The sequence below is a fragment of the Flavobacterium granuli genome (assembly GCF_031456055.1).
GTDB classification, from domain to species: domain Bacteria; phylum Bacteroidota; class Bacteroidia; order Flavobacteriales; family Flavobacteriaceae; genus Flavobacterium; species Flavobacterium granuli_A.
The window spans coordinates 165,191-179,164 of sequence record NZ_JAVDTX010000002.1 but is presented as its reverse complement, the minus strand read 5'-3'; the positions used below and the strand labels follow the sequence as shown (position 1 = coordinate 179,164).

The window sequence follows — 13,974 nt, the reverse complement described above, 5'->3', positions numbered from 1 at the left end:
AACCATATAATAAAAGAATTATGAGTAAATTTCGTTTAGATGAAGTAGATCACCAGATTTTAGATATGTTGATAGACAACACAAGAGTTCCGTTTACAGACATTGCAAAAAAATTATTGATTTCAGCTGGGACGGTTCATGTAAGAGTTAAAAAAATGGAAGATGCCGGTATCATCATGGGGTCCTCATTAGTCCTTGATTATGATAAACTAGGATATTCATTTATTGCTTATGTAGGTGTTTTTCTTAATAATACTTCTCAAACAAAATTTGTATTAGAGCGTATTAATGAAATTCCTTTTGTAACTGTAGCCTCAGTAACTACAGGAAAATTCAATATATTTTGTAAGATTAGAGCAAAGGATACTAAGCACGCCAAAGATGTTATTTTTATGATTGATGATATCGAAGGAGTATATAGAACCGAAACTATGATCTCACTTGAGGAGAGTATAAATGATAAAAAGCGTTTGATGCATACCATTTTTAAAGAAATGTAAAAAATCTTGAATGCTATATTATAAAATATAACCTCAAGTGTAATCTTGGGGTTTTTTTATGCTAAATTAACCAACCATTAAACCGTAGTATAATTATGTATACGTTACCCAAAATAGAACGTTTTAATCAAAATGTTTTATCTAAATACCATATTTATAATAGTGTATTTATAACATTACCTTTCGATTCTGTTGATAACACAGGAGTTTTGTTGCCTATTTTTACGGAACTTTGCGATAATGGATTCAAAAAGCAAGAAACTCCAAAAGAAATTTTTGATTTCTTTTCAGATAAATATTTGACTAACGCGACAGAAAAAGATAAAATTAATTTGATGTTTCATTTTATCCAATATATTGAACGCCAAATTGTTTTGTTTGATGCTATCGAAGATGCTGCATTTCCAGTGGTGAACAACATGGAAGGTAGAGGGTCTCTTCGTGATATTAAAGAAAAGTCAGATGTTAGGGACAATAAAGAAGAACTTATTCAGTTTCTTGAGAATTTTAATGTTCGTACTGTTTTAACGGCACATCCAACACAATTTTATCCTGGACCAGTATTAGGAATTATAAATGATTTGACCGAAGCAATTCGAAACAATGATTTATTGGAGATCAAACAATTACTTGCTCAATTAGGAAAAACTCCTTTTATTCAAAATGAGAAACCCAATCCTTTTGATGAAGCGGTAAGTTTAATTTGGTATTTGGAAAATGTTTTTTACAACACTTCTGGAGAAATGGTGCATTATTTGCAAAAAAACGTTTTTGAAGGGGAGTCCATAAACAATCAATTAATCAAACTTGGGTTTTGGCCAGGAGGAGATCGTGATGGAAATCCATTTGTGACTACTGAAATTACGTTAAAAGTAGCAGATCGTTTAAGAACGTCTATTCTGAAATGTTATTACGGAGAGATGAGAAATCTAAAGAGAAAGCTTACTTTTCCTGTAGTGGATGCTTTAGTAATGGAGTTGGAGCAAAAACTGTATCGTTCTGTTTTTTATTCTAAAGGAGAAATTTTCATTACGCTTGATGAGCTTAAAATTCAACTGAATAAAATAAAAACAATAATAATTGAGCAACATCAATCGCTTTATGTAGATCAAATTGATGCTTTGCTTATTCGATTAAATTTGTTTGGTTTCCATTTTGCAACTTTAGATATTAGACAAAATAGTAAAATTCATCAAAGTGTTTTTTATGATATCGTTGATTATTATTCAAAATCTAAAACGAATATTTTTCCAGATAATTATTTCCATTTAACAGAAGATGAAAAAATGGAAGTTTTATCAACATTAAAAGGCAATTTAGATTCAGCTGATTTTGATAATGAAATGACAAGATCTACAGTCGAATCAATTCAAGCGATAAAATCAATTCAGGAAAATAATGGAGAATTTGGTGCCAACCGTTATATTATTAGTAATAATGAGAGTGCACTTAATGTAATGGAAACTTTTGCATTATTCAAATTATGTAATTGGGAGAACGCTACTGTTGATATTATACCACTATTTGAATCTGTTGATGATTTGCAGAATGCGCACTTAGTAATGGAAAAATTATACACCAATGCTGAATATGCTAAACATTTAACAAATAGAAATAACAAGCAAACTATCATGCTTGGTTTCTCTGACGGAACAAAAGATGGTGGATATTTAATGGCGAATTGGAGTATCTATAAAGCCAAAGAAGCATTAACTGAAATTTCCAGAAAATATGGAATACACGCAATTTTCTTTGATGGACGTGGAGGGCCTCCAGCTCGTGGTGGTGGAAAAACACATAAATTTTACGCATCACTAGGGCCTAATATTGAAAACAACGAAATTCAAATCACAATTCAAGGACAAACGATTAGTTCAAATTTTGGAACTTTGGATTCTTGTCGTTATAATTTAGAAAATCTTTTGAGCGCTGGTGTTGCCAATCAAGTATTTAATCAAGGGCAAAATGAATTGTCAGTTGAGGAAAAAGAAATTTTGAATCAAATGGCCGATTTAGGGTATAATAAATATTTAGATTTTAAAAATCATCCTAAATTTATTCCTTATTTGGAACAAATGAGTACTTTGAAATATTATGCAAAAACCAATATTGGAAGCCGACCATCTAAAAGAAGTAAGTCCGAAACTCTTGATTTTGCAGATTTAAGAGCAATTCCATTTGTAGGTTCTTGGAGTCAATTGAAACAAAATGTACCTGGATTTTTTGGAGTGGGTTCTGCTTTAAAACATTTTGAAGATACGAATCAATGGGAAAAAGCTCAGAATTTATACAATAATTCATTATTTTTTAGAACGTTATTGGAAAACAGTATGATGTCATTGGCAAAATCATTTTTCCCTTTAACTGCTTATATGAGTAAAGACCCTGAATTTGGAGCTTTTTGGCAAATTATTTATGATGAATTTTTGGAAACCAAAAGATTATTATTGAAAATAGCTGGGCATTCTCAACTTATGGAAAATTATCCAGATGGTATAGCTTCTATTCAAATGAGAGAGCGTATCGTACTGCCTTTGTTGACAATACAACAATATGCTTTATTAAAAATTAATGAATTGAATAAAGAAACGAATCCAGATTTAAATCTGATAACTGTGTATGAAAAAATTGTGACACGCTCACTTTTTGGTAATACGAATGCGAGTAGAAACTCTGCTTAATTTAAAATATAGTTTTTCAATTTTAAAAAAAAATTATGAATTCAAATCAATTGCCAATAAATGAATATTCAAAATTCTATGCGACTTACATAAATGCTCTAGAGAATGTTGAATTATTTGAAGAATTAGAAATAAGTCTGCATGATTTCATCAAATTTGTTCAAAATATTCCATTGGATAAATTTGATTATAGTTATGCGGAAGGTAAATGGACTATAAAAGAAATTATTCAGCATATCATTGATGCCGAAAGGATTTTTGCATATCGCGCACTTCGAATTTCAAGAAATGACAAAACTCCATTACCAGGTTTTGAAGAAAATGAATATGTTGAAAATACAGATGCCAAAAACAGAAGTATTCAAGAATTATTAACTGAATTTTCAGCTGTACGACATTCTAACTTATTAATGTTTAAAAGTTTTTCTGACGAACAATTGAGAAGAATTGGGATTGCATCACAACAAGAAGTTTCGGCAAGAGCCTTAGGTTTTTTAATTATTGGCCACATGAAACATCATCAAAAAGTTTTTGCAGAAAGATATTTGTAAGTTTTTAAATAAATAGTTTTATTTAAAACAGCTTGACCAAATTTTTAACTTATTCTCAAAAGTCATAGTATTTGCAGGACTGGTTGAAGGCATTACAAAATATGTAATGCCTTCAATTTGTCCGAATCTTTTATAAAAAAATGCATGACTTTGTTTTCCATTAAAAACGATTTTAGTGACAGATAGAAATTTTTCAAGTAAAGCCACAAAATCATTTTCCTTTTGATTTTTGATGTGAATGTCCAAACTCCCTTTTCTTTCACAGTTTTCTAAAACATCCCACAGTCCAATTTTATTTGTTTGAAGAAATTTAACTTTCTCTTCAAAATTATAAGGAATAGGTAGTTCATCAAAAAGGGTATAGATTATTTTCCAAAAATGATTTCTTGGATTAGCATAATATTCATTTTTTTCAAGAGACATTGCTCCAGGCATGGTTCCCAAAATCAAAATTTCTGCATTTGAATCTATAAAATATGGAAATGAATTTATTTGCATAAATTAAAGTGTTGCATTTTCTTTTTCCAAAATCGTTAAGCCAATTCGAATTTTATCATACGAAATAGTTTCTTCAAAAAAATCATAGTAAGGTTTCAATGCACTAGGCGATTCTAGTTCTAATTTTGCTTCAGCGATTTTTGAAATTTCTTTTTCTGAAATATAGGCGCTAAAATCAATTGCATGGCCATCATTGTATAATTTAGCTAAATGAGAAAATATTGTTGGTACTCCCAATTTTCTTTTCAATGCAATTTCTTCCGGAGTCATTCCGCTTTTAAATAATTCAAAAGTTTCTTTATAAGTAGTATTTTCCTTTTTGACTCTAACCTTTTTAATTTTTTGAAATTCAATAATCGCTTTTATAAATACGTCACCATATTTTTCAAGTTTTGCTTTTCCAACTCCATCAATAGCCAAAAACTCATCATCACTCATTGGCCGTTGAATTTCCAACTGCTTTAACGTTGCATCATTAAAAATAACGTAGGCAGGAACTCCTTCTTCTTTCGCAATTTCAGAACGCAGTTTTCTAAGAAATTCAAAAAGCGAGTTTGAAGCAGATTTTGTTTTAGCTGTTTTAATTTCTGCAGTTTCCTTTTTCAATTTCTGAACAGTTGTCAACTGCACTTTTTCTCCATCAAACAATACTTTTTTTGCAAATGGAGTTAATTTTATTTTATTCTGCTGATGAAAAGCAATTTCGCAATACCCTAAATTTATTAATTGGATAAGATACTGATTCCAATCGTACCAGGAAATATCGGCGCCAACTCCGTAAGTTTTTAAATTTTGATACCCTTTGTCATAAATGGAAGCATTTTTAGAACCTCTTAAAAAATCAACAATTACTGGCAAAGCTTCAGATTCTTTCAGACGACCTATCGCAGACAAACCTTTTTGGGCAATTATGGTTCCATCAAAAAAGGCTGGTGGATTTTTGCAAATATCACAGTTTCCACAATTTTCAGAAACCAGCTCACCAAAATAGGATAACAAAATTTTTCTGCGGCAACTCAAAGCGTCAGCATATTGCTTCATCCTTTCGAGCTTGGCTAATTGTACATCAGCATTTAATCCTTCGGAAGCAAATTTCTGCAATTGAATTACATCTCCATAACTTTCAAATAAAACTGTTTCGGAAGGTAATCCATCACGACCGGCTCTTCCTATTTCTTGATAATAGCCTTCAATATTTTTTGGCAAATTATAATGAATCACCCAACGCACATTCGATTTATCGATTCCCATTCCAAAAGCAATCGTTGCGCAAACGACTTGACAATCGTCGTTAATAAATTCATCTTGAGTTTTTGATCGAATTTTATTGTCCAAGCCAGCATGATAAGCTTTGGCTTTAATTCCAATTTTTTGCAGTTTTTCGGCAAGTTCTTCGGTGGTCTTTCTACTTAGGCAATAAACAATACCGGATTCATTTGGTTTATTTTTTATAAAATCAATAATTTGTTTTACACGATCCAAAGCTGGTCGAACTTCCAAACTTAAATTTTTTCTATCGAAAGAAGCCACAAAAGTTTTAGGATTATTTAAATTTAATTGATTGCAGATGTCAGTACGTGTTGCTTTATCAGCAGTTGCGGTCAATGCAAGGATTGGAGTAGAAGGGAAGCGGTTTTTTAAATATCCCAAATTGGTATAAGCTGGACGAAAATCATGACCCCAAGCCGAAATACAATGTGCTTCATCAATGGCAATTAAGCTCACAGTTATTTGACTAAATGCATTTTCTAAAAAAGACAGACTTTCTGGTGCAACATAGACCAATTTAACTTTATTGTCTTTTAAATTTTGAATGTGTAATTGCTGTTCTTCTGAAGATTGGCTACTATTAATAAAACAAGCGTCTATTCCATTGGCTTTCAAGCTGTCAACCTGATCTTTCATCAAGGCAATTAATGGTGAAATTACAATAGTAGTTCTCGGCAAAACTAAAGCGGGTAGTTGAAAACATATTGATTTACCTCCTCCCGTTGGCATAATAGCCAAAGTATCTTTTCCCGAAAGGATAAAATTAATGATTTCTTCTTGATTGGGTCTGAATTTTTCAAACCCAAAATTCTCTTTTAATTTGGCGTGTAAAATTTCTGTAGTCATTTTGGCGGATATTTAGAAATATAAATCTAACAAAAAAAGGAACTCGAAATAGAGTTCCTTTTTAATTTTTATAAAATCATAGAATTAATCTTCGTCTTCATCATCATCTTCGTCGGCAATATCTTTGTCATTACCGTCTTCATCGTCATCATCACCGTCAACATCTGGTTTGTCAAGATTTTCATCTTCGTCATCATCATCATCTGCATCATCAACATCCAGTTCCAAACCGCTGATTGGTTCTACAACATCATCAATTTCATCATCTTCATCAAAATTTCCAATTCTATCAGCTAATTTAGTACTTACTTTTACTAAATAAATAGTATCTTCAGTTCTAACTTCAACAGCTTCAATCAATTCGTTTTTAGCATTTCTAAATCGAATGATATCTGAATCATCATAACCATCAGGAAATTTTTCGACCAAAAGATTCAAAATTTCGTTGGTCAATTTGGCGTAATCAACTATTACTCTTTTCATAAATAATTATTATAAATCTAACAAATATGCGAAAATTAATGGGGCCACGATAGTAGCATCAGACTCAATTATGAATTTTGGGGTACTGATATCTAATTTACCCCAAGTGATTTTTTCATTAGGAACTGCTCCGGAATAAGAACCGTAACTAGTTGTGGAATCTGAAATTTGGCAAAAATAACTCCAAAAAGGAATATCATGCATTTCCATATCTTGGTATAACATTGGAACTACACATATTGGGAAATCACCAGCGATTCCTCCTCCAATTTGGAAGAAACCAACACCATTAGTGCTGTTTTTTGGATACCAATCAGATAAGAAAACCATATATTCAATACCGGATTTCATGGTAGAAGCTTTCAAATCTCCTTTTATAACATAAGATGCGAAAATGTTACCCATGGTACTATCTTCCCAACCTGGCACAATAATAGGAAGGTTTTTTTCAGCAGCGGCATACATCCAACTGTCTTTTAAGTCAATCTCATAATATTCTTCCAAAACACCTGAAAGTAACATTTTGTACATGAACTCATGAGGAAAATATCTTTCTCCTTTATCATCAGCATCTTTCCAAATTTTATAAATGTGTTTTTGAAGACGACGAAATGCTTCGTGTTCTGGAATACAGGTATCGGTAACTCTATTCAATCCTCTTTCCAATAAATCCCATTCGTCTTGTGGAGTTAAATCACGGTAATTTGGAACTCTCTCGTAATGAGAATGTGCAACCAAATTCATGATGTCTTCTTCAAGATTTGCTCCTGTACAAGAAATAATTTGAACTTTATCTTGACGAATTATTTCGGAAAAAATCTTTCCAATTTCAGCGGTACTCATTGCACCAGCCATGCTTACCATCATTTTAGCACCATTGGCTAATTGCTGTTCGTATGCCTTTGCAGCGTCAACTAAAGAGGCAGAATTAAAATGCAAATAATGCTTCTCTATAAATTGACTGATTGGTCCTTTACTCATATTCTTTTCTTTTCTTTTTTGTTTTTATTTTAAAAAGGTTATTGAGATTTGGGTTTACAAATAAAAGAAATTTATAAATATCAAATTTCCTTAATCATTATTTTTAATGATTATTTATTATAACCCAATTTTCTATTATTTATTATAACCCAATATTTTTAATACGTCCTCAGCTGTTTGTTGCTCAGAAAACACTTCAGTTGCCAATATTCCATTCTCATCACGGTCTATCAAAATGTGTTTTGGTTGTGGTATCAAGCAGTGATGCAAACCACCATATCCACCTATAGTTTCCTGATAAGCCCCTGTATTGAAAAACCCTAAATACAATGGTTTTTCCTTATTGTATTTTGGCAAATAAATGGCATTCATGTTTTGCTCTGAATTGTAATAATCATCACTATCACAGGTCATTCCACCTAATAAAACCCTTTCGTATGTTTCATTCCATCTATTGATGGCCAACATAATAAAACGTTTATTTATTGCCCAAGTATCTGGCAATGTAGTAATAAAAGAAGAATCAATCATGTTCCACTTTTCTCTATCATTTTGTTGTTTTTGATACAATACTTGATAGATAGCGCCACCACTTTCTCCAACTGTAAACGAACCAAATTCAGTAAAAATGTTTGGCACTTCTACTTCCGCTTCGTCACAGGCAATTTTAATCTGATTGATAATTTCATCAATCATATATTGATAATCGTATTCAAAAGCCAATGAATTTTTGATAGGGAAACCACCACCAATATTCAAACCATCAAGGGTAGGACATTCCTTTTTCAAGGCTACATAAACCTTGATACATTTTACAAGCTCATTCCAGTAATAAGCATTGTCATTAATACCCGTATTAATAAAAAAGTGCAACATTTTAAGTTCCAAATTTTTATTTTCTTTTATTTCTTTCTTATAAAAAGGAACAATATTTTTGTATCCAATTCCTAATCTTGAAGTATAAAACTCAAATTTAGGCTCTTCCTCTGCAGCAATACGGATTCCAATTTTGAATTTTCCGTTTATTTGCCCTTGCAACAAATCCAATTCTTCATAATTATCAATAATCGGAATGGTATTCTTGTGGCCATTATTGACCAATCTTGCAATGTTATCAATATATTGATCTCTTTTGAAACCATTACAAATGATATAAGTGCTTTTATTAATTTTTCCTTTTTCTAATAAATTTTCAACAATATTAATATCAAAAGCAGAAGATGTTTCAATATGAATGTTATTTTTGAATGCTTCATTCATAATATATTCAAAATGAGAGCTTTTTGTACAATAACAATAATAGTACTTAGCCTCATATTTGTTTTTTTCCATCGATTTACGGAACCAACTTTTGGCTTTATTGATGTTGTTTGAAATTTGTGGCAAATAGGTAAACTTTAAAGGTGTACCATACGTTTCAACCAATTTCATCAAATCAATATTATGAAACTGAAGATTGTCTTTGTTTAATTTAAATTCTTCCTGAGGAAAGTAATATGTTTGGTTTATTAAATCGGAATATTTTGTATTCATTTGTTCTGTAGAGTTTTATATTAATTGCATTTGAAAAAATAGAATTAATAGAAATTCAAACTCTAATATTGGCGTATATAATCTGAAGTTTATCGTAATCGGCCTTGAAATATTGAAACACATCAAAACTAAAATTTCCTTTTATACCATAAAACCGTTTCAATAAGCTTAAGAAAGACCTATTGTTACCGTTCCTTTTGGTAGAAAATGTTTTAGTATTTTGTTTTTTATTCATTGGCGCAAATGTAAAAAATAAAACAGACGCAAAGCAATCCTTTTTTATTAAAAAATACCTAAGATTTGTAATCCTGAAAAGCGTTTAGAATTAATTCGTTTTCAACAGATTGGTTAATTTTTATTTTTCCGATACCTTCAATTAATGCAAATTGGATCATGCCGTATTCATTTTTTTTGTCATGAATCAACAGTTCAAGGATTGGATCAATATCATTTTCTTCAAAAACAACATAATCATATATTGATTTCAGTGTGGTTTTTATTTCGTTATATTCATCTTGTGTTATTAATTTTTTGTGTAATGAAATATAACTTTCCAAAATCATACCTACAGCAATAGCTTCACCATGTAGTAGGGTAGTTTTGTTTTCATTTTCTAAAAAATAACTTTCAATCGCGTGTCCTAATGTATGACCAAAATTTAATGATTTTCTAATATTTTTTTCCGTTGGATCTTGCGTTACAATGATGTTCTTAATTTCAACTGAACGATGAATAAGAGCATCCAAATGATCAAAGTCTATTGCTTTTAGATCTAAAAAATATTCCCAATAAGCTTTATCAAAAATCAACCCATGTTTCAACATTTCAGCAAGTCCAGAACGCATTTCATTTTGAGGAACCGTCTCTAAATACTGAGTATCAATTAATACCATTTTTGGAGTATTGATAACACCAATTTGATTTTTTAAATTACCTAAATCTACACCGTTTTTGCCACCTACAGATGCATCTACCATCGATAATAGTGTTGTTGGAATGTGTATGAAATCAACTCCTCTTTTAAAAGTAGATGCCACAAAACCACCTAAATCGGTAACAACGCCTCCGCCTATATTAATAATCAATGTTTTTCTGTCAGCACCAAGTTCTGTTAGGACATTCCAGATTTCTACACAGGTTTCAATGTTTTTATTAATTTCTCCAGCTTCAAATTCAATTATTTCTATAGTCAAATCCGTTTCCAGCAAAGGAAGAAATTTAGTCAAACAATGCTCATTTGTATTTGTGTCAGCAATTATAAATAGGTTTGAGTATTTATTCTCTTTTAGATGTTGGTTTAGTTTTTCATATCCAATTTCGTTGAAATGAACAGGATAATTATTAGCTTGAATAGATTGCATGATTTTAATTTAATTGAAACCGCAAAATAAGGTAAATTTTGCTAATAATAATCGCTTAGTCTCTTTATATTTGCAGAAAAAATATAACAAAAAATGAATAATATTTTTAATAACACACAAATTGCATTTGCACTAAAAAGTGATACAGAACTTGACAGAGCTTATTTCCTTTTCAAATTAATCAATAGTCAACCTTTAGTACGTATAGGAACAGCAGTAACTAATTTTGCCATAAAAGCAAATCTTCCTGTTGAAAGCCTTATTCGTGCTACTGTTTTTGATCATTTTTGTGGTGGTGTAAATGAAGATGATTGCCTATCGGTAGTTGACAAAATGTATACCAAAGGAGTTTCTTCTGTTTTGGATTATTCAGTTGAAGGCAAAGAAGAGGAAAATCAATTTGATGCTGCATTAGAGATGACCCTAAAAACAATTGAATTTGCAAAAGAACGTAAAGCGATTCCTTTTGCAGTTTTTAAACCAACAGGTTTAGGTCGTTTGGATTTATATGAAAAAGTAGGAGAAAAACAAACTTTATCTCCAGACGAACAAGCAGAGTGGGACAGAGTAGTGACTCGATTTGATCAAGTATGTAGTGAAGCGCACAAAAAGAATGTTGCCTTGTTGATTGATGCTGAAGAAAGCTGGATGCAAGATGCAGCTGATGATTTGGTTACCGAAATGATGCGTAAATACAACAAAGAGAAAGTAATCGTATTCAATACACTTCAAATGTATCGTTGGGATCGTTTGGATTATTTGAAAAAATTACATGAGCAAGCCAAGACCGAAGGATTCTTTATCGGAATGAAATTGGTTCGTGGTGCTTATATGGAAAAAGAAAATGTCCGTGCTGAAGAAAAAGGATATGCAACACCAATATGTGCATCCAAAGAAGCTTCGGATATTAATTATGATGCTGCTGTCCTTTATATGGCAGAACATTTAGATACAATGTCAATTTTTGCAGGAACTCATAATGAAGAGAGTACTTATAAATTAATGGAGTTGATGAAAGCCAAAGGAATTCAATCTACTGATGACAGAATTTGGTTCGGACAGTTATATGGAATGAGTGATAATATCAGTTATAATTTGGCAGCAAATGGATATAATATTGCTAAATATTTGCCATTTGGACCTGTAAAAGACGTTATGCCATACTTAATTCGTCGTGCAGAAGAAAACACATCTGTTGCTGGACAAACTAGTCGTGAGCTTTCTATGATTAAAGCAGAACGTAACAGAAGAAAAGGAAAAAAATAGTAGGCAGTTTTCAGGCTTTTAGTATTCAGAAAAAAGCAGTACCTCTTTTACATAAAAAATCCATTTGCTAAAAACAAATGGATTTTTTATGTGATTTTATTTTAAAACTAAGAATTACTAAACTGCAAATTACTAAGGTTTTTATACAAACCATTTTCTAAATTGATTAGTTCTTGATGTGTTCCTTGCTCGCTAATTTTCCCATTATCAAGCACCAAAATTTGATCAGCAGAACGGATTGTAGAAAGGCGGTGAGCTATAATGATACTTGTTCTTCCTTCCATCAAGATTTCAAGGGCTTCCTGAACTAGTTTTTCACTTTCGCTATCTAATGATGAAGTTGCTTCGTCCAAAATCAATATCGATGGATTTTTCAGTAGGGCACGAGCAATAGCAATTCGTTGTCTTTGTCCGCCGGAAAGTTTAATTCCTCTTTCTCCAACAACAGTTTCAAATTTTTCAGGAAAACTTTCTATAAAGACATAAGCATTGGCTTGTTTGGCTGCCAAAATAATTTCATCATCTGTAGCATTTGGTTTACCATAAGCGATGTTTTCCTTTATGGTTCCTCCAAAAAGAATAACATCCTGAGGAACGATACTCATATTACCACGGAGATTCTCTAAATCATAATCGTAAATATTTTTTCCGTCGATTAGAATTTCACCACTTTCAATATCGTAAAATCGCAATAATAAAGATGCAATAGTTGATTTACCCATTCCGCTTGGCCCGACAATGGCTATTTTTTGCCCAAATTCTGCAGAGAAATTAATGTCTTTTAAAACCTTTATTTCTTTTCTTGAAGGATAACTGAAAGCAACATTATTAAAGGTTACATCTCCTTTTATTTTATTTATAGAAGGAATATGTACGTTTGAATTGATTTTTTCGGGTGTTTCATCCAATAGTTCAAAAACTCTTTCGGTGGCACCAATTGCTTTTTGCATTTGTGCATACAATTCGGCAATTCCTCCTGATGAAGCTCCTACATAACTCGAGTATAATATAAAGGTAAATAATTCTCCAACCGTAATTTCTCCAGCAATACTTAATTGTACTCCGTACCAAACGACAGCCACAATCGTTCCAAACAAACAGATAATAATAAAGGAAGCAAAATAACCTCTAAATTGCCCACCTTTAATCCCCATTTTAACAACTTCTCTAATTTTATCTTTGTAACGAGCAATCTCATACCATTCATTAGCAAAAGCCTTAACAATACTGATTCCTTGCATGGTTTCTTCAACAACTACTTGGCTTTCGGCTACTTGATCTTGTACTTTTTTAGAATATTTTCGAATAAATCTTCCAAAAATAACGGCTGCAACCCCAACCAACGGCACAACCGAAACCATCATAATAGTCAATTTCATATTGATACTCGCCAACATTGCAAAACTTCCGATAATCAATATAAATTGTCTTAAAAACTCTGCTATAGTTGTAGTTAAGGTATCTTGAATCTGGGTAATATCATTACTGATTCGGCTATTCAATTCCCCCACACGTTTTTGGGAGAAAAACGACATTGGCAATTTAACCAAGTTGGTATATAAAGCCAAACGAACATTGGCTAATGTGTTTTCTGTAAAATTGACAAACAAAGAAAGTCTAAAAAAAGAGAATAATGATTGTAATAATAGCACCAATCCTAAGCCTAAAGCAATCTCATTGGCTAAATGAGCATCTTTCTTATTAACACAATCTACAAGCATTCCCATAAACTTAGGAAAGGCTAGAGCAGTGACACTGGTAAGTAGTAAAAATACCAATCCAACATAAAATTTCCATTTATGATTATTGGCATATTTAAAAATTAGGATTGCTTTTTGCAGAGAACTTGCAGTAATTTTTGATTTGGGTAAATCATTTTCTTGGTATCGCGCCATTATATTTGTTTTATAATACAAATGTAACGCTATAAGGAGTTCATAACAAAAAAAATATGGAGATTGAACCTTCAATAAAATACTGTTTATGAGTTACTAAAGAAAAACGA

The 13,974-nt window shown here is 31.5% G+C and carries 11 protein-coding genes; 4 read left to right on the top strand and 7 right to left on the bottom strand.

Features of this window, described 5'->3' with window-relative positions; translation table 11 throughout:
• Positions 1 to 20 precede the first annotated feature (20 nt).
• From J2W95_RS05035 to J2W95_RS05025, 3 genes are all read left to right on the top strand, one after another.
• On the top strand, positions 21 to 500 hold the full coding sequence (locus tag J2W95_RS05035; RefSeq protein WP_024981770.1) for an Lrp/AsnC family transcriptional regulator: 480 nt from the start codon (positions 21 to 23) through the stop codon (positions 498 to 500).
• Between the two features lie 95 nt (positions 501 to 595).
• Positions 596 to 3,181, top strand: coding sequence for a phosphoenolpyruvate carboxylase (locus J2W95_RS05030; RefSeq protein ID WP_310004573.1), 2,586 nt, complete (start codon positions 596 to 598; stop codon positions 3,179 to 3,181).
• 35 nt (positions 3,182 to 3,216) lie between these two features.
• Positions 3,217 to 3,732, top strand: coding sequence for a DinB family protein (locus J2W95_RS05025; protein ID WP_310004571.1), 516 nt, complete (start codon positions 3,217 to 3,219; stop codon positions 3,730 to 3,732).
• An 18-nt stretch (positions 3,733 to 3,750) separates the two neighbouring features.
• Here J2W95_RS05025 and J2W95_RS05020 read toward each other — a convergent pair whose 3' ends face one another.
• From J2W95_RS05020 to aroB, 6 genes are all read right to left on the bottom strand, one after another.
• Positions 3,751 to 4,230 carry a DNA-deoxyinosine glycosylase gene (locus tag J2W95_RS05020; RefSeq protein ID WP_310004569.1) on the bottom strand — a complete coding sequence of 160 codons (480 nt, stop codon included), beginning with the start codon at positions 4,228 to 4,230 and terminating at the stop codon, positions 3,751 to 3,753.
• Positions 4,231 to 4,233: 3 nt separating this feature from the next.
• Positions 4,234 to 6,345, bottom strand: a complete 2,112-nt coding sequence (recQ, locus tag J2W95_RS05015; RefSeq protein ID WP_310004567.1) for a DNA helicase RecQ — start codon at positions 6,343 to 6,345, stop codon at positions 4,234 to 4,236.
• A gap of 84 nt (positions 6,346 to 6,429) precedes the next feature.
• A complete protein-coding gene (locus J2W95_RS05010; protein WP_310004565.1) occupies positions 6,430 to 6,828 on the bottom strand; it encodes a DNA primase in 399 nt (132 codons plus the stop codon).
• Between the two features lie 9 nt (positions 6,829 to 6,837).
• Positions 6,838 to 7,809: a deoxyhypusine synthase family protein gene (locus J2W95_RS05005; protein WP_310004563.1), complete on the bottom strand. Its 972-nt coding sequence runs from the start codon at positions 7,807 to 7,809 to the stop codon at positions 6,838 to 6,840.
• A 135-nt stretch (positions 7,810 to 7,944) separates the two neighbouring features.
• Positions 7,945 to 9,342: a type III PLP-dependent enzyme domain-containing protein gene (locus J2W95_RS05000; RefSeq protein ID WP_310004561.1), complete on the bottom strand. Its 1,398-nt coding sequence runs from the start codon at positions 9,340 to 9,342 to the stop codon at positions 7,945 to 7,947.
• 293 nt (positions 9,343 to 9,635) lie between these two features.
• Entirely contained in the window at positions 9,636 to 10,703 is a 1,068-nt protein-coding gene (gene aroB, locus J2W95_RS04995) for a 3-dehydroquinate synthase (RefSeq protein WP_310004559.1), read from the bottom strand.
• 93 nt (positions 10,704 to 10,796) lie between these two features.
• On the opposite strand from aroB, the gene J2W95_RS04990 reads away from it, so the two are divergent.
• Positions 10,797 to 11,969 carry a proline dehydrogenase family protein gene (locus J2W95_RS04990; protein WP_310004557.1) on the top strand — a complete coding sequence of 391 codons (1,173 nt, stop codon included), beginning with the start codon at positions 10,797 to 10,799 and terminating at the stop codon, positions 11,967 to 11,969.
• Between the two features lie 107 nt (positions 11,970 to 12,076).
• Here J2W95_RS04990 and J2W95_RS04985 read toward each other — a convergent pair whose 3' ends face one another.
• The gene (locus J2W95_RS04985) at positions 12,077 to 13,864 is read right to left on the bottom strand and encodes an ABC transporter ATP-binding protein (RefSeq protein ID WP_310004555.1); all 1,788 of its coding nucleotides are present in this window, start codon (positions 13,862 to 13,864) and stop codon (positions 12,077 to 12,079) included.
• Positions 13,865 to 13,974: the final 110 nt, after the last annotated feature.